Consider the following 22,538-nt stretch of genomic DNA (forward strand, 5'->3'; position numbering starts at 1 on the left):
AGAGTTCGATGAGCGTGACGGAGGCGGGGGCCACCATCTGGCTGACCGGTCTGCCGAGCGCGGGCAAGACCACCATCGCCTACGAGCTGGCGGGCCGGCTGCGGACCGAGGGCCACAAGGTGGAGGTCCTGGACGGCGACGAGATCCGGGAGTTCCTCTCCGCGGGCCTCGGCTTCTCCCGCGAGGACCGGCACACCAACGTGGCCCGCATCGGCTTCGTCGCCGAACTGCTCGCCGCCAACGGCGTGAAGGTGCTGGTCCCGGTCATCGCCCCGTTCGCCGACAGCCGCGAGGCCGTGCGCGAGCGGCACGCGGCGGAGTCCACCACCTACCTGGAGGTGCACGTGGCGACGCCCGTCGAGGTGTGCTCCGTACGCGATGTGAAGGGGCTGTACGCCAAGCAGGCGGCCGGTGAGATCAGCGGGCTCACCGGGGTCGACGACCCCTACGAGGCGCCCGAGTCGCCCGATCTGCGGATCGAGTCGCACCAGCAGACCGTGCAGGAGTCAGCGGCGGCGCTCCACGCGCTGCTCACCGAGAGGGGTCTGGCGTGAGCGCCGTCACCACCGTGCCGGAGGGCACCGTCAACCCGTACGCGCTCAGCCACCTGGACTCGCTGGAGTCGGAGGCGGTGCACATCTTCCGTGAGGTGGCGGGCGAGTTCGAGCGGCCGGTGATCCTGTTCTCCGGCGGCAAGGACTCCATCGTGATGCTGCACCTGGCGCTCAAGGCGTTCGCGCCCGCGCCGGTGCCGTTCGCGCTGCTCCACGTGGACACCGGGCACAACTTCCCCGAGGTCCTGGCGTACCGCGACCGCACGGTGGCCGAGCACGGGCTGCGGCTGCACGTCGCCTCGGTGCAGGAGTACATCGACGCCGGGAAGCTCCGCGAGCGCCCCGACGGCACCCGCAACCCGCTCCAGACGCTCCCCCTCACCGAGGCGATCCAGCGGCACCGCTTCGACGCGGTGTTCGGCGGCGGGCGGCGCGACGAGGAGAAGGCGCGGGCCAAGGAGCGGGTGTTCAGCCTGCGCGACGAGTTCTCGCAGTGGGACCCGCGCCGCCAGCGCCCCGAGCTGTGGCAGCTCTACAACGGCCGGCACGCCCCCGGCGAGCACGTCCGCGTCTTCCCCATCTCCAACTGGACCGAGCTGGACGTCTGGCAGTACATCGAGCGCGAGTCCATCGAGCTGCCCGAGATCTACTTCGCCCACGAGCGCGAGGTCTTCAACCGCGGCGGGATGTGGCTGACCGCCGGCGACTGGGGCGGGCCCAGGGAGCACGAGCCCACCGAGACCCGCCTGGTGCGCTACCGCACGGTCGGCGACATGTCCTGCACCGGGGCCGTCGACTCCGACGCCGCCACGCTGGCCGCCGTGATCACCGAGATCGCCGCCTCCCGGCTCACCGAGCGGGGAGCGACCCGCGCCGACGACAAGATGTCCGAGGCCGCGATGGAAGACCGCAAGCGCGAGGGGTACTTCTAAGATGACCACGCACCTCCGGGCGGCCGAGCGGTCCTCGACCACGACCCTGCTGCGGTTCGCCACGGCCGGATCGGTCGACGACGGCAAGTCCACCCTGGTCGGACGCCTGCTGCACGACTCCAAGTCGGTCCTCACCGACCAGTTGGAGGCCGTCGAGCAGGTGTCGCTGAGCCGGGGCCAGGACGCCCCCGACCTCGCGCTGCTCACCGACGGCCTGCGGGCCGAGCGGGAGCAGGGCATCACCATCGACGTCGCCTACCGCTACTTCGCCACCCCCCGGCGGCGGTTCATCCTCGCCGACACCCCCGGCCATGTGCAGTACACCCGCAACATGGTGACCGGCGCCTCCACCGCCGAGCTGGCCGTCGTCCTGGTCGACGCCCGCAACGGGGTCGTCGAGCAGACCCGCCGGCACGCCGCCGTGGCCGCCCTGCTGCGCGTCCCGCACGTGGTGCTGGCCGTCAACAAGATGGACCTCGTCGAGTACGCGGAGCCCGTGTTCGCCGCCATAGCCGAGGAGTTCACCGCGTACGCCGCGTCCCTCGGCGTCCCGGAGATCACCGCGATCCCGATCTCCGCGCTGGCCGGGGACAACGTGGTGGAGCCGTCCGCCCACATGGACTGGTACGGCGGCCCCACGGTGCTGGAGCACCTGGAGACGGTGCCGGTCAGCCACGACCTCACCGCCTGCCACGCCCGCTTCCCCGTGCAGTACGTGATCCGCCCGCAGACCGCCGAGCACCGCGACTACCGGGGGTACGCCGGCCAGATCGCCGCCGGGGTCTTCCGGGTCGGCGACGCCGTCTCCGTGCTCCCCTCGGGCCGCACCTCCACCATCACGGGCATCGACGCGCTCGGCGAGAGCACCGACATCGCCTGGGCCCCGCAGTCGGTGACGCTCCGGCTGGCCGACGACATCGACATCTCGCGCGGGGACCTGATCGCGCCCGTCGACGACGCCCCGGCGACCACGCGGGACGTCGAGGCGACCGTCTGCCACGTGGCCGACCAGCCGCTCACGGTGGGCCAGCGGGTCCTGCTCAAGCACACCACCCGCACGGTCAAGGCGATCGTCAAGGACATCCCGTCCCGGCTCACCCTGGACGACCTCTCCCAGCACCCGGCGCCCGGCCGGCTCGTCGCCAACGACATCGGCCGGGTCGTCGTCCGCACCGCCGAGCCCCTCGCGCTCGACGCGTACGCCGACTCCCGGCGCACCGGCTCGTTCCTGCTGATCGACCCGGCGGACGGCACGACGCTGAGCGCCGGCATGGCGGGCGCCTCCTTCGCCCAGGTCGCCGAGGCGGCCGCCGAGACCGGAGCCGACGACGCCGCATGGGACTTCTGATGGGCGCCGACTTCTACTCCTCCTTCGCGAAGGAGGGCGGCCGTGTGGGCAGCGGCGCCCTCGGCAGCGGTCAGGGCGGGGTCGGGCGATGTGGGCGATGACGTACGCGCACCGCTCGCGCGCCCACTCGCACCATCCGCACCACCCCCGACCTGCCGACCTCCCGGCCGCGCCCCCCTGACCGACAGCGGGGCGCGAGCGCCGGGCCGACGAGAGGAAAGCCTCCCGTGCCTGCCCCCCGTTCCACCGTCCGCCGCTCCCTGACCGCGCTCGCGGCCCTGCCTCTGCTCGCCCTGGCCGCCACCGCCTGCGGTTACGGATCCCAGAGCAGCGACGACAGCGGCCGGGCGAACGCCGCCGCCGAAGGCGAGAAGCTCTCCGCGGACACCGTGAAGATCGGCTACTTCCCGAACCTCACGCACGCCACCGCCCTGGTCGGCATCCAGGAAGGCATCATCCAGAAGGAGTTGGGCGGCACCCAGGTGCGCTCCACCACCTTCAACGCGGGTCCCTCCGAGATCGAGGCGCTGAACGCGGGCTCGATCGACATCGGCTTCATCGGCCCCTCCCCCTCCATCAACGGCTACACCAAGTCGCAGGGCAAGGGACTGCGGATCGTCTCCGGTTCGGCCTCCGGCGGGGTGAAGCTGGTCGTCAACCCGGACCGGATCAAGACGGTGGACGACGTCAAGGGCAAGAGGATCGCCACCCCGCAGCTCGGCAACACCCAGGACGTGGCCTTCCTCAACTGGATCTCCGAGCAGGGCTGGAAGGTCGACGCGCAGAGCGGCAAGGGCGACGTCTCCGTGGTCCGCTCGGACAACAAGGTGACGCCCGACGCCTACCGGGCCGGCGACCTGGACGGCGCCTGGGTGCCCGAGCCGACCGCCTCCAAGCTGGTCTCCCAGGGCGCGAAGGTCCTGTTGGACGAGACGTCCCTGTGGCCGGACGAGAAGTTCGTCATCACGAACATCATCGTGTCGCAGAAGTTCCTCGACGGGCACCCGGACGTCGTCGAGGCCGTGCTGAGCGGTTCGGTCCGCACCAACAAGTGGATCAACGAGAACCCGGAGAAAGCCAAGGAGTCCGCCAACAAGGCCCTGGAGACCCTGAACGGCAAGCCGCTGCCGCGGGAGATCCTGGACCCGGCGTGGGAGTCGATCGAGATCACCAACGACCCGCTGGCCAGCACGCTCGACGCGCAGGCGGAGCACGCGGTGAAGGCCGGCCTGCTCGACGAGCCGAACCTCCGGGGCATCTACGACCTGGGCCCGCTCAACAAGGTCCTCAAGGCCGAGGGCCTGCCCGAGGTCGCCGACGCCGGTCTCGGCGTCAAGTAGCCCGCCCTTCCGTACCGGACCCATCGGACTCCGCAAGGATTCCCAGGAGGTGACGACCATGGCGACCACCACCCTCACCAAGGCCGAGGACCGCACGGCGGTCGAGCACGCCGCCCGTCTCGCGCACGTCTCGAAGTCCTTCGCCGGACCCGCCGGGCGGCAGCTCGTCCTGGACGACATCACCCTCGATGTCGCTCCGGGCGAGTTCGTCACCCTCCTGGGAGCCTCCGGGTGCGGCAAGTCGACGCTGCTCAACCTGGTGGCCGGCCTCGACCGGCCCACCAGGGGGTCCATCGAGACCCCCGGCGGCCGGCCGGCCCTGATGTTCCAGGAGCACGCCCTCTTCCCGTGGCTGACCGCGGGCAAGAACATCGAACTGGCCCTGCGGCTGCGCGGGGTGGCCAAGACCGAGCGGCGCGCCGAGGCGGAGCGGCTGCTCGAGCTCGTCCGCCTCGGCGGCGCGTACGGCAAGCGGGTGCACGAACTCTCCGGCGGTATGCGGCAGCGGGTGGCGATGGCCCGCGCGCTCGCCCAGGACAGCCAACTGCTGCTGATGGACGAGCCGTTCGCGGCACTCGACGCCATCACCCGCGATGTGCTGCACGACGAGCTGACCCGGATCTGGCGCGAGACGAACGCCTCGGTCCTCTTCGTCACGCACAACGTGCGCGAGGCCGTGCGGCTCGCCCAGCGCGTCGTGCTGCTGTCGTCCCGGCCTGGCCGGATCGCCCGCGAGTGGACGGTCGACATCGAGCAGCCGCGCCGCATCGAGGACAAGGCGGTGGCGGAGCTGTCCGTCGAGATCACGGAACAACTGCGTGGGGAGATCCGCCGACATGGCCAGCACTGACATCACCTCCGACCCGAAGCGGCCGGACGCCCCGGCCGCCCCCGGCGCCGGGGGCGACGACCTGGCGGGCCTGGAGGCCGGGCTCGACGCCCTGGACGCGGTGCAGATCCGCCGCACGCCGGTGCGCGAGGTCCTGCTGCGCAAGGCGCTGCCCCCGGTCGTGGCGGTCGCCCTGGTCCTGGTGGCGTGGGAGCTGCTGGTCCGCGCGGAGGTCACCGAGTCCTACAAGCTGCCGCCGCCCTCCGCGGTGTGGGACAGCGCCCGGCGGATGTGGCTGCAGGGCACGCTGCTGGAGGTCGTCTGGACCAGCGTCTCGCGCGGTCTGCTCGGCTTCCTGATGGCGGTGGCCCTGGGCACGCCGCTGGGCCTGCTGGTCGCACGGGTCAAGCTGGTCCGGGCCGCGATCGGGCCCATCCTGTCCGGCCTCCAGTCGCTGCCCTCGGTGGCGTGGGTGGCCCCGGCGGTGATCTGGCTCGGGCTGAACGACCGGATGATGTTCGCGGTGATCCTGCTGGGCGCGGTGCCCTCCATCGCCAACGGCCTGGTCTCCGGCGTGGACCAGGTGCCGCCGCTGTTCCTGCGCGCGGGCCGCACCCTCGGCGCGACCGGGCTGCGCGGAACGTGGCACATCGTGCTCCCGGCGGCGCTGCCCGGCTACCTGTCGGGGCTCAAGCAGGGCTGGGCGTTCTCCTGGCGGTCGCTGATGGCCGCCGAGATCATCGCCTCGTCGCCCGAACTGGGCCTGGGGCTGGGCCAGTTGCTGGAGAACGGCCGCAGCAACTTCGACATGCCCGGCATCTTCCTCTCCATCCTGCTCATCCTGTTCGTCGGCATCGCGATCGACCTGCTCATCTTCAGTCCGCTGGAGCGGTGGGTCCTGCGCAGCCGCGGTCTCCTCGTCAAGAACTGAGTTCCCCTCCATGGCGCACCCCGTCCTCCTCGTCATCGCCCACGGCAGCCGCGACCCGCGGCACGCCGCGACGGTGCACGCGCTCACCGAGCGGGTCCGGTCCCAACGGCCCGGCGTGCGGGTGGTGACGGCGTTCTTGGAGTTCAACGCCCCCTCCGTGGTCCGCGTGTTGGAGCGCCTGGCCGCGGAGGGCGCGGACGGGGTCGTCGCCCTGCCGCTGCTGCTCACGCGGGCCTTCCACGCCAAGACCGACATCCCCGCGGTCCTGCGCGAGGCCCGCGCGCGGCTGCCGGGACTGCGCGTCCGGCAGGCCGGTGTGCTCGGTCCGTCCCCGCTGCTCGACGCCGCCGTGGGGCGGCGGCTGCGGGAGGCCGGGGTCCGCTCCGGCGACCTCGCCCGGACCGGACTCGTGCTGGCCTCGGCGGGATCGTCCGACCCGGAGGCGATCGCGGTGATCGCCGGCATCGCGCGGAAGCTGCGGCACACCGGTTGGTGCGCCGTGCGGCCCGCGTTCGCCTCCGCCGCTCATGCCGGCGGCTTCCCCTCCGCCGAGGACGCGGTACGGGCCCTGCGGGCCGAGGGGGTGCGGCGGGTGGCGGTGGCCCCGTACGTCATCGCGCCCGGCCGGCTCCCCGACCGCATCGCGGCGGGGGCCCGGGCGGCGGGGGCCGACGTGCTGGCCGATGTCCTGGGCCCCGCGCCGGAGTTGGCACGGCTGCTGCTGGACCGCTACGACGAGGCGCGGCTGACGGAGCGGGCCCGCCTCTCGGCGTGAGGCCGGCGGCGGAAGGACCCGCCGGTCCCGCACACCCGCGCCGTACGGGGGCTTCGGCCTCGGCGCGACCGGGGGCGGCGCGCCCCCCGAGGCGGACTCAGGCGACGGCCGCCGGGTCGTCGAGGAACGGGTCGTCGGGGAACGGCGTCGCCTGGTGGAAGTAGAGCCGCCAGCCCGCCGGGGTCAGCCGCCACAGGGAGCTGCGGTGCGAACTGAGGCCCTTGGACTCCGTGTCGAAGGTGAGGTGCACCAGGTCGGCGCAGAGCTGCACCCCCCGCATCCGGGACGCGGTCAGCGGGCCGGGGCGCGGGGCGTCGTCGGCGGTGAGCAGGGCGATGATCGTCTCCCGGTCCCAGAGCCGGCCGCTGGAGCCGATCTCCCGGAACTCGGGGTGCAGCAGCGCACCGAGGCGGTCGGCGCAGGCCCGTACCGCCGGGTCCAGCAGGCGCAGTTCGCCCTCGATGGCCGCGGCGACGGCGGGTGACGGCTCAGACACGGATCATCTCCACGGGTTCGGCCACGCTGTCCCGGTCGCGGGCGGTGGCGGTCGGGCCCTGGGCGCGGCCCGGTGCGGTGCGGACGGTACGCGGGCGGGGTGCGGGGGCCCTCGCGCCGCCGCGCTCGTCGGCTCGGCGCGGCGGCGCCGGGTACGTCCAGGTCATGGCCCCACACCCTAAGCCGATCCCGTCCAGGCGCGCAGCCGCCGCGCCCCCGGAAGGGGAGGGCGCGGCGGCCGGTGGGGGCCCGGTCGCTACTCGACGATCTTGAGGAGCTTGTTCGGCGTCCCCCCGGTGGCGTTGCCGATGGCGTCCGGGGTGGCTCCCGCGGTGAGCGCCGTGGCGACCTCCGCGGGGGTGGCGTCCTGGTGGCCGGCCAGGTACAGGGCGGCCGCGCCGACGACGTGCGGGGTCGCCATGGAGGTGCCGGAGATGGTGTTGACGCCGGTGTCGCTGTCGTTCCAGGTGGAGGTGATGTCCGAGCCCGGAGCGTAGACGTCCACGACGGAGCCGAAGTTGGAGAACGACGACTGCTCGTCGTCGGCCGTGGACGAGGCGACGGTGATCGCCTCGGGGACGCGGGAGGGCGAGCCCTGGCCCGCGTCGGCGGACTCGTTCCCGGCGGCCACGCCGAAGGTGACGCCCGAGGCGATGGCCTTGCGGACGGCCGCGTCCAGGGCCGGGTCGGCTCCGCCGCCGAGGCTCATGTTGGCGACGGACGGGCCGTCGGCGTTGGCGGCGACCCAGTCGATTCCGGCGATGACCTGCTCGGTGGTGCCCGAGCCGTTGTCGTCCAGCACCCGGACGGCCACGATCCTCGCCTTCTTGGCGACCCCGTGCGCGGCGCCGGCGATGGTGCCCGCCACGTGGGTGCCGTGCCCGTTGCCGTCGTCCGCGTCGTCGTCGTTGTCGACGGCGTCGAAGCCCGAGGCGGCCCGGCCCCCGAAGTCGCTGTGGGTGACGCGGACGCCGGTGTCGATGACGTACGCGGTGACGCCCTCGCCGCCGGAGTCCGGGTAGGTGTACGCCTTGTCGCCCGCGGTCGCGGTCTGGTCGACCCGGTCCAGGCCCCACGACGGCGGGTCGTCCTGGGTGGCGGCGACCCTGAACCGCTTGTTCTGCACCACCTTGGCGACGGCCGGGTCGGCGGCGAGGCGCTTGGCCTCGGTCTCCGAGAGGCCGTCGGCGGAGAAGCCCTCGATGCTGGCGGAGTAGGTGCGCCGCAGTTCGCCGCCGTACTCCGCGGCGAGCCGGGACTTGTCGGCCCTCGCCTCGTCCAGCATCACGATGTAGCTGCCCGGTACGGCGGTCGCGGCGTCCGCGCCGTGGACCGTACCCAGGGGAGGCGGTGCGGCTCCGGCGTACGAGGCGCCGAAGAGGGCGGCGCCGGCCGCGGCCGCCACGGCGGTGATCGCGGCGGTCGGCTTGAGGCGACGGGTGCGCTGGTGGTTGGCCATGAAGAGGGGACTCCTCGTCATTCTTCGTGGGGGGACGGCCCTCGGCCGGAAGATCTCCGGGGCTGGCTCGAAACCCTGACGGATTGACGGGCACAGATCAAGAGCTGCGGAGAGCCGCGGCGTCCGGGACGAGGGGGCGTGACAACGAATCGGCCATGGCCGGTCCTCGCCGGTCCGCGCGGCCCGCCCCCAGCGGACCAGGCCGTGCCGACCGACCGCGCACCACGCCACCTTCACCACATAAGACCTGGTCAGAGCGGTGACAGGTCCGACGGACGGCCCCCCGCCGCGCCTCTCCCGCACCCTCGCGCCGCCCCTGGGAGCGGGGGCGTCGCCGCGTGGAGACACGTGGAGATCCGTGAAGGTGTGGGCGGCGGGGGTGAACGGCCGGGACCGGGTGTGGAGTCGGCAGGGCGAGCGTGCAGATGCGCCGACCGGCCCGTCCCGGCGGGCGCTCGACCGGTTCGGCACGCGAACGCCCCGCCCCCGGAAGCCGCCGGGCGCGGCACGGGGAGCGGGGCGTGGAGCGTACGGGGCTCAGGCCGGCGGCGCGGCCCGGACGGGCAGTTCGGCCTCGATGAGGTCGGCCGCCCGGCGGGTGCCGCCCTCCCGCGCCGTCCGCTCGCGCAACCGCCGGCACCGGGCGGCCACCTCGGGGTCGTCCACCAGGGCGAGCACCGCCTCGCGCAGGGTCGCGGCGTCGGCCTCCTCCGCGGGGACGTGCCGGGCCACGCCCAGCGACTGGAGCATGTCCGCGTTGCCGAACTGGTCAACGGCCTGCGGCACGGCCACCATCGGCGTGCCGGTGGCCAGCCCCTCCTGGCTGCCGCCCGCGCCGGCGTGGGTGATGAAGGCGTCGGCCTGCCTCAGCACGGACAACTGCGGGACCCACGAACGCACTTCGACGTTGCCGGGTACGTCGCCGAGGTCGGCGGGGTCGACGTGGGCCCCGATCTGGAGCACCACGTGCCAGCCCGGCCGGCCGCCGAACGCCTTGACGCACTCCCGGTAGAAGGCGGGCTGCTTGGTGAACGAGGAGCCCAGCGAGACCAGCAGCACCCTCTCCGCCCCGTCCGGCCGCCGCCACTCCCCCTGGTCGGCGCGGTCGCCCTGGCAGGCCCCGACGAAGGTGTACATCGCGCGGTCCACCCGGTCGGCGTTGGGCTGGAGCGCCTCGGGGATCAGGACGAGGCCGCGGCGCGGACGGGCGACGAAGGCGTCGCTGGAGACGTGGCCGAGGCCGTGGGAGGCGAGCCAGTCGGCGAAGCGCGCGTAGTACGCCCGGCCGCGCTCGGTCTGCTTCAGCTCGGCGGCCATCGGATCGCCGACCTCCTCCTCGTACCCCTCCCAGGGCACCAGGTTGGGCCAGAGGGAGACCGCGGGAACGCCCCAGCGGTGGGCGAGGACGCGGGCGGGATAGGAGGTGATGTCGTGCAGGACGAGGTCGGGTTCGTCGCCCGCGAAGGCCTCCGCGAGCCGGGGGAGCGCCTGGACGGCGTCGTCGAGGAAGGGTTCGAGGTGGTCGATCAGCTCGGTGCCCCAGGCGTCGGGGTCGTCGTCGGTGGGGAGGGTCGAGGTGTAGACCACGGGCTCGGCGCCGGTGGCGGCCACCTTCCGGGCGAACGGGGCCGGAATGGCGTAGCTGACGCGGTGTCCACGGTCGACGAGTTCGCGGATGACGTCGAGGCTCGGGTTCACATGCCCGTGGGCGGCGATGGAGAACATGGCGATGTGGGCACGCGGGGATTCCGTCATGCCGCCACCGTAAACGAGACGAGACGTCTCGTGCAATCCTTTTCGTCCGCCCCTCCCTCAGCGTTGGTAGCGGGCGAGCACCCGGTTCCCGTCGTCCACCAACCGCCCGCGCAGCTCGTCGGCGTCGATCGCGCCGCTGTAGTACTCCTGGAGGGCGGGCGTCGCCACCTTGTCCTTCCACTCGGGGTAGCCGCGCACCGGGGAGGCGGGAGCGGGGCGCAGCCCCCGCGCGAGTGCGGCGCCGACGGCCCAGCCGTGCTCGGCCGTGCGCAGCGACGGGTGCGCGAGGGCCCCGCTCCCGGTGGGCAGCATCCAGTCGCCGCGGGCGAGGCGCACCATGGGGGCGGGCCGCAGCAGGAAGTCGATGAAGCGGACCGCCTCCTCCTTGTGCGGGCTCTCCTCGGCGACGGACAGCGTCTGCGGGCTCACCCCCTGGACCGGTCCGCCCTCGCCCGCGGGCATCGGCAGCACCGTCCAGTCGAATCCCTCGGGGGCCTGCTGGACGATCTGCTGGCGGTAGGAGAAGCCGAGCGGGACCATCGCGTACCTGCCGCCGAAGAAGCCCGGCAGGACGTCCGACCCGCTCATGCCGAGGGCGCTGCGGGCGGCGCTGCGGTCGGTGTTGACCTGGTCGTGGATGGTGCCGGCCACCACGCGGTCGCCCCGCTCGAAGCGCAGCACCGCCCTGCCGTCGCCGTCCCGGTGGAAGAGCCGCCCGCCGGCGGACAGGCCCAGGTTGAGGGTGACGGAGACCGGCTCCTTGAGCGGCCAGGCGACCCCGTGCCGCCCCTTCCCCGTCAGGTCCGCCGCGACCCGGCGGAACTCCGCCCAGCTCCAGGGGTGTTCCGGGGTCGGGATGCGGGCGCCGGAGTCCTTCAGCGGCTCCGTGGCGGCGATCAGGACCCGCGGCTCCTGGAGGAAGGGCACGCCGTAGACGCCCGTGCCGAACGTCGTGGTGCGCCAGGACCGCTCGGGGATGTCGGCCCGGAGCCGGTCCGGGAGGAGGGGGCGCAGATCCGCGAGGTAGCCGCCGTACGCGAAGTCGGCCAGGTCGTCGGAGGCGTCGTGGATGACGTCGGGCGCCTCACCGCCCTCGAAGGACGTCAGCAACTGGTCGTGGACGTTGTCCCAGCTCCCCTGGACGTACTCCACCTGTACGCCGGGGTTGGCCGCGTTCCACTCCTCCACCAGTCCCCTGGTCGCCGCCACGGACTCCTCCTGCCAGGCCAACGACTGGAACCGGAGCCGGATCACTCCGTCCGCGTCCCGCCCGTCCGCGCCGCCGGAGCAGCCGGTCAGCAGCAGGGCCAGGGCGGTGGCCGCCGCGGCCGCCCGCCGGGCCGGGGCCCGCATCAGCGCTTCACCGCCCCGGCCGCCATCCCGCCGGTGATCCGCCGCTGGATGACGGCGAAGACGGCGAGGGAGGGCAGGGTGGCGAGGAACGCGGCGGCGGCCAGCGGGCCGAGGTCGGCCACGCCCTCCGCGCCGAGGAAGTGGGTCAGGACGACCGGCAAGGTCTGCTTCTCCTGGGTCTTGAGGAGGACGAGGGCGAAGAAGAACTCGTTCCACGCGGTGATGAACGCGAACAGGGCGGTGGCGACGATGCCGGGGGCGAGCAGCGGGGCGACGACCGAGACGAGGGTCCGCACCCGGCCCGCCCCGTCGACGGCGGCGGCCTCCTCCAGTTCGGTCGGCACGGCGCGCACGTATCCGGCGAGCATCCACAGGGCGAAGGGCAGCGACCAGACGACGTAGACCAGGACCAGGCCCCCCAGGGTGTTGACCAGGCGCAGGTTCTTCAGGACCAGGAAGAGCGGGATGATCACCAGGACGAACGGGAACGCCTGGCTGACGACGACCCAGCCGGTCGCGGCGGTGGCGAGCCGGCCGCGGTGGCGGGCGATCGCGTAGGCCGTCGGGGTCGCGATGACGACGGCGACGAGCGCGGCGCCGGCGGCGGCGGCCAGGGAGTTCGCGGCGGCCTGGAGCAGCGGCTGCTCGTCGAAGGCCTGGCGGAAGTTGTCCAGGGTGGGCCGCTCGGGAATCCAGGCGGGGTGCAGCGAGCCCAGCTCCCGTGCGGGCTTGAAGGCCGTCGAGACCAGCCACAGGAACGGCAGGGCCAGGAAGGCCAGGTACGCCAGGAGCGCCGCGTACCGTCCGGCCCGCGCGGCCCCGCCGGAGCGCCGCCTCATCGCGCCCCGCCTCCCCGGAGCCGGGCGGCGAGACCGCAGGCGAGGAGTACGGAGACCACCGCGACCATCGCGCAGCCCATCGCCGCGGCGTAGCCGAACTGCCCGTAGCGGAAGGCCTCCTCGTAGGCGAAGAGCATCGGCAGCCGGGTGCGGCCGCCGGGTCCGCCGCTGGTCATGACGTAGACGAGGGCGAAGGAGTTGAAGTTCCAGATGAGGTTGAGCGCGGTGACGGACAGGGCGATCGGCTTCAACGCGGGCCAGGTGACCGTACGGAAGCGCCGCCAGGCGCCCGCTCCGTCCAGGGCCGCCGCCTCGTGGAGTTCGCGCGGGGTGTTCTGCAGGCCGGCGAGCAGGGCCACGGTGGTCTGCGGCATCCCCGCCCAGACGCCGACCAGGATCACGGCGGGCAGCGCCGTGGCGAGGCCGGTGAGCCAGTCCCGGCCGTCGCCGAGGCCCAGGTCGCGGACGGTCTCGTTGAGGATGCCCGCGTCGGGGTGGTAGACGAGCCGCCACATGATGCCGACGACGACCTCGGGCATCGCCCAGGGGATGATCGCCAGCGCGCGGGCCAGCCAGCGCATCCTCAGGTCCTGGTCGAGCAGCAGGGCGAGGCCGAGGGCCAGGAGGAACTGCGGGACGGTCACGCCGAGCGCCCAGAGCAGGCCGATCCGGAACGATTCCCAGAACAGGGTGTCGTGCAGCAGGTCCTGGAAGTTCAGGACGCCGATCCACCGGGTGGAGCGGGTGCGGCCGGACTGCGCGTCGGTGAAGGCCAGCGCGATGCCGTAGAGGAGCGGTCCGACGCTGAGGACGAGGATCGGCAGGAGCGCGGGCAGCACCAGGAACCAGGCGCCGAGGCCGTCGAGGGCCGCGCCCCCCTTCCGGCCCGGCCGCCGCTCCCGTGCCGGTCCGCCATGGGGGCCGTCCGGGCCGGACCGTTTCACCGCGGCCACCGATGTCACGAAGAAGCCCTCTCTGTCGGCTGTGTCACCGAATGCGCTTTAGAGCCGCTTTCTCCCCTTCTGGCGGTCAGATAATCCCCGTCATCGTGCTGAGGGGACGCCGGTTCGTCAAGGTGGCCTGCGGGGATGCGAAAATCGCACCCATGGACGAGATGCGTGCGCGTGAGGTGCTGACCGCCGCCGGCCTCCCCGGCACGGCGGAGCTGATCGCGCTGGGCGAGAACGCGGTGTTCGCCGCCGGGGACCTGGTGGCCAAGGTCGGGCGGGACGCCACCGGCCACCCCGAACTGGTCGAGCGGGCCGAACGCGAAGTGGCCCTCGCCGCCTGGCTCGCCGCCTCCGGCGTCCCCGCCGTCCGCGCGGCCGAGCACGGCGTCCGCCTGGTCGGGGGCCACCCGGTGACGTTCTGGCACCGGCTCCCCGACCCGGTGCGCCCCGCCGAGCCGCGCGACCTCGCGCCGCTGCTCTCCCTGGTCCACGCACTGCCCGCCCCGGCGGACCTCACCCTGCCGCGCCGGGAGCTGCTGGGCGGCGTGGAGCGGTGGCTGAGCCTGGCGGGCGACGCGATCGACCCGGCCGACGCCGACTACCTCCGGGCGCGCCGCGACGGCTTCGCGGCCGCCTCCGCCGCCCTGGTCCCCCGGCTGGCTCCGGGCCCCATCCACGGCGACGCGCTCCCGCGCAACGTCCATGTCGGGCCCGACGGCCCGGTCCTGGTCGACCTGGAGACCTTCTCCGCCGACCTGCGCGAGCACGACCTGGTCGTCCTCGCCCTCTCCCGCGACCGCTACGGGCTGCCCGCGGCGGACTACGACGCCTTCACCTCCGCCTACGGCTGGGACGTACGGGAGTGGGAGGGGTGCGCGGTCCTGCGCGGCGCCCGCGAGACGGCGAGCTGCGCCTGGGTCGCCCAGCACGCCCCGGCGAACCCGAGGGCCCTCGCCGAATTCCGCCGCCGGGTCGCCTCGCTGCGGGAGGGCGATCCGGAGGTGCGGTGGCACCCCTTCTAGGGGGTGTCCAGCGGATCAGAGCCGGGTCCGCGGCGCCTGGCACGGCGCCTCGCGGCGTTGCCGGAACACCCGAAGCGCTCCGCGGTGAGGGCATTCCAGCGCCTTGCGACGCACCGCACCGGACACCGCGGCCTGTCCGGCCCTGATCCGCCGGACGCCCCCCAGGGCCGGCCGCTCCCGCCCGTCACCGGCTGCGCGGGATCACCGGCCAGGAGGGCTCGACGACGGCCGCCGGGTCGGCGGTGCGCCGCAGGTAGGCCTGGAGGGAGGCCGACTGCTCGGCGGCCGCCCGGATCTGAAGGGCGTGCAGCTCGGCCGGCGGCAGGGCGGCGACCGGGCGGTGCCGCTCCCCCATCCGGCGCACGACGCGCACGGCGGCCACCGCGTCCGCGGTCGCGTCGTGGGCGCCGTCGAGCGTCACCCCGTAGTGGTCGCACAGGGCCTGGAGGGCCCGCTTGCCCTTGCGGTACTTGTCGACGTGCTTGTCGATGACCAGCGGGTCGATGACGGGCGATGGCGCGCCGCCGATCCGCTCCTCGACCGACGCCAGCTCGTGCCTGCGGCACTCGCGGTCCAGGAGGGAGAGGTCGTAGCGGGCGTTCATGACGACCAGCGGGACCCGCGAGCCCAGCACCTCGGCGACCGCGTGGGCGATCTCCTCGACGGCCGAGGCCGCGCGGGCGCCGTGCCTGCGGGCGTGCTCGGTGCCGATGCCGTGGATGGCCGACGCCTGTTCGGGTATCGCCACCCCCGGATCGAGCAGCCAGGTGCGCTGCTCGGCGACGGCGCCGTCCGGCTCCAGCCGGACGAGTGCGGCGGTGACGATCCGGTCGGTCTCGACGTCGGTGCCCGTCGTCTCCAGGTCGAAGCCGACCAGTGTTCCCCGGTGCCAGCTCATCCGGATACCTCCTTCGTGGTGCGCTCCCCCAAGTGGTGACCACCCTCCCACGCACCACTGACATCGCCGCCGGGCCCGCACGGGCCGGCCGCGCCCAGGGGGTCGCGCGAAGGCCGGTCTCCGGATCTCCTGCCCGCCTTCGGCGCGGTGTGAACGGGTCGTCAGGAGACCGGGCGCGAATCCGCCCAGACCGACTCGAACTCCTCGCGGTAGGTCTCGAAGAGGCCGTGCTCGCTGTCCTGGCCCGCCCGCACCACCGTGCGGCGGCCGCCGCCGCGCAGCACCAGGACGGGCGCCTCCATGCCCCGCGCGCGGCGCAGGTAGGGCTGGACGACGCCCACGGCGTCCGGGCCGTCGCCGTCGACCAGGTAGGCGGTGAAGCGCGGGGTCTCGTCGAAGACCTGGATCTCGAAGGCGCCCGGATCGCGGAGCTTGGAGCGGACCCGGCGCATGTGGAGGATGTTCATCTCCACCGACCGGCTCAGCTCGCCCTTCTTGAGGCCCAGTTCCCGCTCCCGGCGGCGCACCGCGCTGCTGGCCGGGTTGATGAACAGCAGCCGGACGCGGCAGCCGGACTCGGCGAGCCGGACCAGCCGGCGGCCGGAGAAGTTCTGCACGAGCAGGTTGAGCCCTATCCCGACGGCGTCCAGCCGCCGCGCCCCTCCGAACAGGTCCTCGGCGGGCAGTTGCCGCTGGAGCCTGACCCGGTCGGGGTGGACGGAGACGACGTCGGCGTACCGGTCGCCGACCAGCTCCTCCACGGCGTCCACCGGCAGCCGGTCGGCCGAGGGCGCCCCGGCGCCGCTGCCGAGGATGTCGAGGAGGCGGGCGGAGGCGCGTTCGGCCTGGGCGAGGACCGCCTCGTTCAGCGCGCGGTTGCGGGAGACGACGTTGCGCGCGACCTCCAGCTCGTCGAGGGCCAGTTCGACGTCGCGCCGGTCGTCGAAGTACGGCTCGAAGCAGGGCCAGTGCTGGACCATCAGCTCGCGCAGTTGCGGCAGCGTCAGGAAGCTGAGGACGTTGTCGTCGGCCGGGTCCAGCAGATAGCCCTTGCGGCGCGAGACCTCGCGCACGGCCACGGCGCGCTGCACCCACTCCTGGCCGGCGGGTCCGGCCGCGGCGACCACCCACTCCTCGCCGTGCACCGGCTCGTAGATCGGCCGGAGCACCGCGGCGACGACGGCCCGCAGACGCTGTTCGACCAGATTCAGCCAGATATAGGCGCGCCCGGCCCGCTGGGCGCGGGTGCGGACCTCGTTCCAGGCCTCCGGCCCCCACTCCAGCTCGGCGCCGATCTCCATGGGCTGCGCAAGGGACACCGCCCCAGGCGGCGCATCGGTCGATTCCCCCTCGTGACCTGCGTCACCTGGGGGCAGCTCGAACCCTCCCGAGCTCACCCGCGTACCGCCTTCCACTCCCCCACCCAACGATCAAGGAAGGGTACTCCGGGAGCGTGATCGGACGCAGCCCGATGCGCGCGCCACTTTCCCAACTCCTCCGGCGCTCCGGCTGATTCCCTCCGCCGGGATCGGGTGGAGTGAGCTGATTCATAGCGCGGGGACGCCCGCTTCCCAGGCGGGGAGCGGGCGGCGGGCGGGCAGCGGGTTCCGCAAGCGCGTCCGGGGCGGCGGCCACGTGTCCGAAGTTGACCGATGTGGCTGGAGTCAGCCGACGGGATGCGGCCGCACCGCGCGACGTCCTAGGAGAGCGCCCCACTTTCGGGGAGTATCGGTGGGGAACGGGCCGAGGAAAGCCACCGCACCCGGATCAGAAGTGGAAGAGTCGTATCTATGCAGGTCTGGCCGGGACACGCGTATCCCCTCGGCGCCACGTACGACGGCGCCGGCACCAACTTCGCGGTCTTCTCCGAGGCCGCCGACCGGATCGAGTTGTGCCTGCTGCACGACGACGGTTCGGAGACGGCGGTGGAGCTCCGCGAGAGCGACGCCTTCGTGCGCCACGCCTATCTGCCCGGCGTGATGCCGGGGCAGCGGTACGGCTTCCGGGTGCACGGGCCCTACGAGCCGCAGCGCGGGCAGCGGTGCAACTCGGCGAAGCTGCTGCTGGACCCGTACGCCCGCGCGGTGGCGGGGGAGATCGCGTGGGGCGAGGCGGTGTACGGCTATCCGTTCGGCCGGCCGGACGCCCGCAACGACCTCGACTCGGCCCCGCACACCATGAGCTCGGTCGTGGTCAACCCGTACTTCGACTGGGGCGACGACCGCCGCCCCAGGACGGACTACCACCGCACGGTGATCTACGAGGCCCATGTGAAGGGCCTGACGATGCTGCACCCCAAGCTGCCGCCGGAGCTGCGCGGCACGTACGCGGGGCTGGCGCACCCGGAGGTGATCGCCCATCTGACCGAGCTGGGCGTGACCGCGATCGAGCTGATGCCCGTCCACCAGTTCGTGCAGGACCACCGGCTGGTGGACGCGGGGCTCGCCAACTACTGGGGCTACAACACCATCGGCTTCTTCGCCCCGCACAACGCCTACGCCTCCTGGGGCGAGCGCGGGGAGCAGGTGCTGGAGTTCAAGCAGGCGGTGAAGGCGCTGCACCAGGCGGGCATCGAGGTCATCCTCGACGTGGTCTACAACCACACGGCGGAGGGCAACCACCTGGGCCCGACGCTCTCCTTCCGCGGCCTGGACAACGCCTCGTACTACCGGCTGACCGACGACCAGCGGTACTACATGGACACCACGGGCACCGGCAACTCCCTGCTGATGCGGTCCCCCCACGTGCTCCAGATGATCATGGACTCGCTGCGGTACTGGGTCACCGAGATGCACGTGGACGGCTTCCGCTTCGACCTGGCGGCCACGCTCGCACGCCAGTTCCACGAGGTGGACCGGCTCTCCTCGTTCTTCGACCTGGTGCAGCAGGACCCGGTGGTCAGCCAGGTGAAGCTGATCGCCGAGCCGTGGGACGTGGGCGAGGGCGGCTACCAGGTGGGGAACTTCCCGCCGCTGTGGACCGAGTGGAACGGCAAGTACCGCGACACGGTCCGCGACCTGTGGCGGGGCGAGCCGCGCACGCTGGCGGAGTTCGCCGGGCGGCTCACCGGCTCCTCCGACCTGTACCAGGACGACGGGCGGCGGCCGCTCGCCTCGATCAACTTCACCACCTGCCACGACGGGTTCACCCTGCACGACCTGGTCGCGTACAACGAGAAGCACAACGAGGCCAACGGCGAGGGCAACCGGGACGGCGAGAGCCACAACCGATCCTGGAACTGCGGGGCGGAGGGCGACACCGGGGACCCGGAGATCCTCCGGCTGCGGGCCCGTCAGACGCGCAACTTCATCGCCACGCTGATGCTCTCCCAGGGCGTGCCGATGCTGAGCCACGGCGACGAGTTCGCCCGCACGCAGCAGGGCAACAACAACGCCTACTGCCAGGACAACGAGCTGTCCTGGATGCACTGGCCCGACCCGGAGGACCCCGCCGACGACGCCCGCCGGGCCCTGCTGGAGTTCACCCGGTCCATGGTGTGGCTGCGCCGCGACCACCCGGTCTTCCGGCGCCGCCGCTTCTTCCACGGGCGGCCGGTGGAGGGCACCCACGACGAGCTGTCCGACATCGCCTGGTTCACCCCCGACGGCGACGAGATGACGCGGGAGGACTGGCAGGCCGCCCACGCCAAGGCGATGACCGTGTTCCTCAACGGGCACGCGATCTCCGAGCCCGGCCCGCGCGGCGAGCGCATCCTCGACGACTCGTTCCTGCTGATGTTCAACGCGAGCGCCGAGACGCTGGAGTTCGCCGTCCCGGTCGGCCACGGCGAGCAGTGGCAGGTCGTCGTCGACACCGCGCGGGACGAGGGCGTGCAGCGGGGGGCCGGGCCGAAGGTGGCGGAGGGCGAGCGGGTGGCGCTGATCGGGCGTAGCCTCACCGTCCTGAAGCGGTCGGAGTGAGCCGCGCGGGGCGGCCGGGGAGGTTCGGCGGGGGTGAGAGGGCCGCCGGGGACGACACGGTCGGCGCCGGACGGGGTACGGAGGAGACCATGACGCCCACCGCGACGTACCGGCTCCAGCTCCAGCCCGACTTCCCCTTCGCCGCCGCCGAGAAGGCCGTGCCGTACCTGGCCGCGCTCGGCGTCTCCCATCTGCACCTGTCGCCCGTCCTGGAGGCGGTGCCCGGCTCCCGGCACGGGTACGACGTGGTCGACCACGGCCGGGTCCGCGCGGAGCTGGGCGGTGAGGAGGGGCTGCGGTCGCTGGCCTCGGCGGCCCGCGCGAACGGGCTCGGGCTGGTCGTGGACATCGTCCCGAACCACATGGCGGCCGCGCCCCGGTACAACCACCGGCTCCGGGAGGTGCTGCGCGAGGGCCCCGCCTCGCCCGCCGCCCGCTGGTTCGACATCGACTGGGCGGCGGGCGGCGGCAAGGTGCTGCTGCCGGTGCTCGCCGGGCCGCTCGGCGGGGAGCTGGGCGGCCTCCGGGTCGACGGGGAGGTGCTGCGCTACGGCGAGCAGGAGTTCCCGCTGCGCGCGGGGACGGCGGGGCTGCCGCTGCCGGAGCTGCTGGAGGCCCAGCACTACCGGCTCGGCTGGTGGCGGCTGGCCCGCACCGAGCTGAACTACCGGCGGTTCTTCACCGTCTCCGAGCTGATCGGGGTCCGCGTCGAGCACCCCGAGGTCTTCGACGCCACCCACGCCAAGATCCTCGAACTGCTCCGCGACGGGGTGCTGGACGGGCTGCGCGTCGACCACCCGGACGGCCTCGCCGTGCCCGCCGCCTATCTGGCGCGGCTGCACGAGGCCACCGGCGGCCGCTGGACCGTGGTGGAGAAGATCCTCACCGGCGACGAACGCCTCCCGGCTGACTGGGCGGTCGCGGGGACCACCGGCTACGACGCGCTGCGCCGGATCGACGGGCTCTTCACCGACCCGGACGGCGCGGCGGAGCTGGTGGACCGCTACCGCGCGTTCGCCGCCCCGCCGGACGACCGCGGCGGCTCCTGGCCGGCGACGGCGCGCCGGGCCGCGTACCGGGTGGCGACCCGCGAACTGGCCGCCGAGACGGCGTGGCTGACCCGGCAGGCGGCGGCCGTCTGCGCCGCGGACCCCGCGCTGCGCGACCACGCCCCCTGGGCCCTGCGGACGGCCGTGGTGGAGCTGCTGGTGCGCGTGCCGGTCTACCGCCCGTACGCCACGGCCGGCGGGCCGGGCGGCCGCGGGGCGCAGGAGGCCCTTCCGGACCGGGCGGTGCGGGAGGCGAAGGCGGTGTTCTCCGTGCCGGAGGAGGCCGCGGCCGTCGACGTCGTACGGGATCTGGCGCTCGGGCGGCTCGGCGGCGGCGAGGAGCGGGCCGCGTTCTGCGCCCGGTTCGCGCAGACGGCGTCCGCGCTGCACGCCAAGTCGGTGGAGGACACCGCGTTCTACCGGTACGTCCCGCTGGTCTCGGCCACCGAGGTGGGCGGGGACCCGGAGCGGCCCGCGGTGGATCCGGCGGAGTTCCACGCGTTCGCGGCCCGGATCGCCCGCGAGTGGCCGGCCACCGGCACGGTCCTGACCACGCACGACACCAAGCGCAGCGCCGACGTCCGGGCCCGCGTCGCGGTGCTGTCGCAGTGCCCGGCCCGGTGGGCGGCCCTGGTGGCGGAGCTGACGGCGGCGACGGCCCCGGCCGCCCCGGACCGGCAGGTGGCCTGGCAGACCTGGCAGTCGGCGTACGGCTGCGCGGAGCTGCCGCCCGAGGAGCTGACGGAGCGGCTCACGCCCGCGCTGGTGAAGGCGGTGCGCGAGGCGGGCCTGTCCACGAGCTGGACGGAGCCCGATCCGGCGTACGAGCGGGCGGTGGCGGACTTCGTCGCCGCCGGTCCGGGCGACGGGGCGGGCGCGGCTCGCGCCCTGGTCACCGCGTTCGCGGACGCGGTGGCTCCGCACGTCCGCGCCCATGTGCTGGGGGCGGCGCTGGTGCACCTGACGATGCCGGGGGTGCCGGACCTCTACCAGGGCACGGAGAGCGAGTACGTGGCGCTGGTCGACCCGGACAACCGGCGGCCGTTCCGGCGGCCCGAGGCCGGGGACGAGAAGCGGGCGCTGACGGCGGCGGCGCTCGGGCTGCGCCGGGAGCTGCCGGAGGTGTTCGGCGGGTCGGGGACGTACGCGCCGCTGGCGGCCCGCGGCCCGGCCGCCGCCCATGTGGTGGCGTTCTGCCGGAGCGGCGAGGTGGTCACGGCGGTGACCCGCCTGTCGCTGCGGCTCGCCGAGAGCGGGGGCTGGCGGGAGACGGTGGTGGAGCTGCCCGCCGGTGGCCCGTGGCGGGACGTGCTGTCGGACACGCCGGGCCGGGCGTTCGCGGGCGGGGCGGTGGCGGCGGGCGAGCTGTTCGCGGAGCGGCCGGTGGCCCTGCTGCGCAGGGCGGGGGCGACCGGTTCCGTACGGGAGGGGTCCGCGGACCGGGCGTGAGCGGCCTGCCGGGCGCGGGCGTTCAGGCCGGCGGGAGCGCCGGGGGCAGCGCGGCCGGGGGCTCGGGCGGGCGGGGGCTCGGGGCGGTGAGGCGGAAGTCCATGCGGCCGAAGCCGACCTGGTCCCCGTCGCGCACCGGCAGGGAGCCGACGAGCCGTTGGCCGTTGACCCAGGTGCCGTTGGTCGATCCGAGGTCGCGCAGGACCCAGCGGCCGTGCTGCACGGTGAGTTCGGCGTGCAGCCGGGAGACCGTCTCGTGGTTGAGGCGCAGCCCGTTCGTCGGGTCGCGGCCTATGAGCAGGGGGTGCGGGCTCGGGGCGGGGAGGAGCAGCTTGGGCAGGCGTTCGGTGCGCCAGGCCCGGCGGAGGCGGCCGGGGAAGGCGGAGACCCCGCCCACGGCCCGGACGAGCCCCTGGGACCAGCGGCTTCCGGTCTCCAGGTCGAAGGTGAGCGCCCGCAGCTCCTCGGGGCTCCGGGCGACGAGGGCCAGCTCCATGCGCCGCATGAACGTGTCGTGCGACAGCCTTCCCTGCGCGGCGCCCTCTCTGAGCACGTCGACGACACGGTCGCGCTGGGCGTCCGACAGCCGCGCGGGATGCGTGTGGGACTCGTGGGAGGACGTCACGTTGACGATTGTCGG

At 73.8% G+C, this 22,538-nt stretch carries 20 protein-coding genes; 10 read left to right on the forward strand and 10 right to left on the reverse strand.

Features of this window, described 5'->3' with window-relative positions:
- Positions 1 to 8: 8 nt before the first annotated feature.
- The 7 genes from cysC to ACZ6EJ_RS13125 all read left to right on the forward strand — a co-directional run bounded on the left by cysC (position 9) and on the right by ACZ6EJ_RS13125 (position 6,709).
- Positions 9 to 554, forward strand: coding sequence for an adenylyl-sulfate kinase (gene cysC / locus ACZ6EJ_RS13095; RefSeq protein WP_469266865.1), 546 nt, complete (start codon positions 9 to 11; stop codon positions 552 to 554).
- A complete protein-coding gene (gene cysD, locus ACZ6EJ_RS13100) occupies positions 551 to 1,486 on the forward strand; it encodes a sulfate adenylyltransferase subunit CysD (protein WP_469266866.1) in 936 nt (311 codons plus the stop codon). Before cysC ends, cysD begins: the two co-directional genes overlap by 4 nt.
- Position 1,487: 1 nt before the next feature.
- Entirely contained in the window at positions 1,488 to 2,834 is a 1,347-nt protein-coding gene (locus ACZ6EJ_RS13105) for a sulfate adenylyltransferase subunit 1 (RefSeq protein ID WP_469266868.1), read from the forward strand.
- A gap of 227 nt (positions 2,835 to 3,061) precedes the next feature.
- Positions 3,062 to 4,174, forward strand: a complete 1,113-nt coding sequence (locus tag ACZ6EJ_RS13110) for an aliphatic sulfonate ABC transporter substrate-binding protein (protein WP_469266870.1) — start codon at positions 3,062 to 3,064, stop codon at positions 4,172 to 4,174.
- 58 nt (positions 4,175 to 4,232) lie between these two features.
- A complete protein-coding gene (locus ACZ6EJ_RS13115; RefSeq protein ID WP_469266872.1) occupies positions 4,233 to 5,024 on the forward strand; it encodes an ABC transporter ATP-binding protein in 792 nt (263 codons plus the stop codon).
- Positions 5,011 to 5,934 carry an ABC transporter permease gene (locus ACZ6EJ_RS13120; protein ID WP_469266874.1) on the forward strand — a complete coding sequence of 308 codons (924 nt, stop codon included), beginning with the start codon at positions 5,011 to 5,013 and terminating at the stop codon, positions 5,932 to 5,934. The genes ACZ6EJ_RS13115 and ACZ6EJ_RS13120 overlap by 14 nt, the downstream gene beginning before the upstream one ends.
- Positions 5,935 to 5,944: 10 nt before the next feature.
- Positions 5,945 to 6,709: a sirohydrochlorin chelatase gene (locus tag ACZ6EJ_RS13125; protein ID WP_469266876.1), complete on the forward strand. Its 765-nt coding sequence runs from the start codon at positions 5,945 to 5,947 to the stop codon at positions 6,707 to 6,709.
- A gap of 97 nt (positions 6,710 to 6,806) precedes the next feature.
- Here the strand turns inward: ACZ6EJ_RS13125 and ACZ6EJ_RS13130 are convergent, their stop codons facing one another.
- The 7 genes from ACZ6EJ_RS13130 to ACZ6EJ_RS13160 form a co-directional block, all read right to left on the reverse strand.
- Entirely contained in the window at positions 6,807 to 7,205 is a 399-nt protein-coding gene (locus ACZ6EJ_RS13130; RefSeq protein WP_469266878.1) for a nuclear transport factor 2 family protein, read from the reverse strand.
- Complete coding sequence (locus ACZ6EJ_RS13135; RefSeq protein ID WP_469266879.1) at positions 7,198 to 7,371, reverse strand: hypothetical protein; 174 nt, start codon at positions 7,369 to 7,371, stop codon at positions 7,198 to 7,200. Before ACZ6EJ_RS13135 ends, ACZ6EJ_RS13130 begins: the two co-directional genes overlap by 8 nt.
- An 89-nt stretch (positions 7,372 to 7,460) precedes the next feature.
- Positions 7,461 to 8,663: a S8 family peptidase gene (locus ACZ6EJ_RS13140; RefSeq protein WP_469266880.1), complete on the reverse strand. Its 1,203-nt coding sequence runs from the start codon at positions 8,661 to 8,663 to the stop codon at positions 7,461 to 7,463.
- 537 nt (positions 8,664 to 9,200) lie between these two features.
- Positions 9,201 to 10,418: a macrolide-inactivating glycosyltransferase gene (gene mgt, locus ACZ6EJ_RS13145; RefSeq protein ID WP_469266882.1), complete on the reverse strand. Its 1,218-nt coding sequence runs from the start codon at positions 10,416 to 10,418 to the stop codon at positions 9,201 to 9,203.
- A 57-nt stretch (positions 10,419 to 10,475) separates the two neighbouring features.
- Complete coding sequence (locus ACZ6EJ_RS13150; RefSeq protein ID WP_469266883.1) at positions 10,476 to 11,771, reverse strand: extracellular solute-binding protein; 1,296 nt, start codon at positions 11,769 to 11,771, stop codon at positions 10,476 to 10,478.
- On the reverse strand, positions 11,771 to 12,610 hold the full coding sequence (locus ACZ6EJ_RS13155) for a carbohydrate ABC transporter permease (RefSeq protein WP_469266885.1): 840 nt from the start codon (positions 12,608 to 12,610) through the stop codon (positions 11,771 to 11,773). Before ACZ6EJ_RS13155 ends, ACZ6EJ_RS13150 begins: the two co-directional genes overlap by 1 nt.
- Positions 12,607 to 13,572 (reverse strand): carbohydrate ABC transporter permease, encoded by a 966-nt coding sequence (locus tag ACZ6EJ_RS13160; protein ID WP_469266886.1) that lies wholly within the window; start codon positions 13,570 to 13,572, stop codon positions 12,607 to 12,609. Before ACZ6EJ_RS13160 ends, ACZ6EJ_RS13155 begins: the two co-directional genes overlap by 4 nt.
- 143 nt (positions 13,573 to 13,715) lie before the next feature.
- Between ACZ6EJ_RS13160 and ACZ6EJ_RS13165 the strand changes: the two genes are divergently transcribed.
- The gene (locus tag ACZ6EJ_RS13165; protein ID WP_469266888.1) at positions 13,716 to 14,582 is read left to right on the forward strand and encodes a phosphotransferase enzyme family protein; all 867 of its coding nucleotides are present in this window, start codon (positions 13,716 to 13,718) and stop codon (positions 14,580 to 14,582) included.
- A 184-nt stretch (positions 14,583 to 14,766) separates the two neighbouring features.
- Here ACZ6EJ_RS13165 and ACZ6EJ_RS13170 read toward each other — a convergent pair whose 3' ends face one another.
- Together ACZ6EJ_RS13170 and ACZ6EJ_RS13175 are read right to left on the reverse strand one after the other, a co-directional pair.
- Positions 14,767 to 15,480, reverse strand: a complete 714-nt coding sequence (locus ACZ6EJ_RS13170) for an exonuclease domain-containing protein (protein ID WP_469266890.1) — start codon at positions 15,478 to 15,480, stop codon at positions 14,767 to 14,769.
- A 161-nt stretch (positions 15,481 to 15,641) separates the two neighbouring features.
- Positions 15,642 to 16,877: an SAV2148 family HEPN domain-containing protein gene (locus ACZ6EJ_RS13175; protein WP_469266892.1), complete on the reverse strand. Its 1,236-nt coding sequence runs from the start codon at positions 16,875 to 16,877 to the stop codon at positions 15,642 to 15,644.
- Between the two features lie 393 nt (positions 16,878 to 17,270).
- Here ACZ6EJ_RS13175 and glgX point away from each other — a divergent pair, with 393 nt between their 5' ends.
- Positions 17,271 to 19,400 (forward strand): glycogen debranching protein GlgX, encoded by a 2,130-nt coding sequence (glgX, locus tag ACZ6EJ_RS13180; protein ID WP_469266893.1) that lies wholly within the window; start codon positions 17,271 to 17,273, stop codon positions 19,398 to 19,400.
- Positions 19,401 to 19,489: 89 nt separating this feature from the next.
- A complete protein-coding gene (gene treY, locus ACZ6EJ_RS13185; protein ID WP_469266895.1) occupies positions 19,490 to 21,898 on the forward strand; it encodes a malto-oligosyltrehalose synthase in 2,409 nt (802 codons plus the stop codon).
- A 22-nt stretch (positions 21,899 to 21,920) separates the two neighbouring features.
- On the opposite strand, the gene ACZ6EJ_RS13190 is transcribed toward treY, so the two are convergent.
- The gene (locus ACZ6EJ_RS13190; RefSeq protein ID WP_469266897.1) at positions 21,921 to 22,523 is read right to left on the reverse strand and encodes a DUF1707 and FHA domain-containing protein; all 603 of its coding nucleotides are present in this window, start codon (positions 22,521 to 22,523) and stop codon (positions 21,921 to 21,923) included.
- Between the last annotated feature and the right edge of the window lie 15 nt (positions 22,524 to 22,538).

The sequence above is a fragment of the Streptomyces sp. NPDC041970 genome, assembly GCF_055588985.1.

Excerpts from the sequence above, each read along its gene's own strand:
- cysC (WP_469266865.1), top strand. The coding sequence starts at position 9 with ATGAGCGTGACGGAGGCGGGGGCCACCATCTGGCTGACCGGTCTGCCG.
- ACZ6EJ_RS13105 (WP_469266868.1), top strand. The coding sequence starts at position 1,488 with ATGACCACGCACCTCCGGGCGGCCGAGCGGTCCTCGACCACGACCCTG.
- ACZ6EJ_RS13115 (WP_469266872.1), top strand. The coding sequence starts at position 4,233 with ATGGCGACCACCACCCTCACCAAGGCCGAGGACCGCACGGCGGTCGAG.
- ACZ6EJ_RS13120 (WP_469266874.1), top strand. The coding sequence starts at position 5,011 with ATGGCCAGCACTGACATCACCTCCGACCCGAAGCGGCCGGACGCCCCG.
- ACZ6EJ_RS13125 (WP_469266876.1), top strand. The coding sequence starts at position 5,945 with ATGGCGCACCCCGTCCTCCTCGTCATCGCCCACGGCAGCCGCGACCCG.
- ACZ6EJ_RS13135 (WP_469266879.1), bottom strand. The coding sequence starts at position 7,371 with ATGACCTGGACGTACCCGGCGCCGCCGCGCCGAGCCGACGAGCGCGGC.
- ACZ6EJ_RS13140 (WP_469266880.1), bottom strand. The coding sequence starts at position 8,663 with ATGGCCAACCACCAGCGCACCCGTCGCCTCAAGCCGACCGCCGCGATC.
- mgt (WP_469266882.1), bottom strand. The coding sequence starts at position 10,418 with ATGACGGAATCCCCGCGTGCCCACATCGCCATGTTCTCCATCGCCGCC.
- ACZ6EJ_RS13150 (WP_469266883.1), bottom strand. The coding sequence starts at position 11,771 with ATGCGGGCCCCGGCCCGGCGGGCGGCCGCGGCGGCCACCGCCCTGGCC.
- ACZ6EJ_RS13155 (WP_469266885.1), bottom strand. The coding sequence starts at position 12,610 with ATGAGGCGGCGCTCCGGCGGGGCCGCGCGGGCCGGACGGTACGCGGCG.
- ACZ6EJ_RS13165 (WP_469266888.1), top strand. The coding sequence starts at position 13,716 with ATGGACGAGATGCGTGCGCGTGAGGTGCTGACCGCCGCCGGCCTCCCC.
- ACZ6EJ_RS13170 (WP_469266890.1), bottom strand. The coding sequence starts at position 15,480 with ATGAGCTGGCACCGGGGAACACTGGTCGGCTTCGACCTGGAGACGACG.
- glgX (WP_469266893.1), top strand. The coding sequence starts at position 17,271 with ATGCAGGTCTGGCCGGGACACGCGTATCCCCTCGGCGCCACGTACGAC.
- treY (WP_469266895.1), top strand. The coding sequence starts at position 19,490 with ATGACGCCCACCGCGACGTACCGGCTCCAGCTCCAGCCCGACTTCCCC.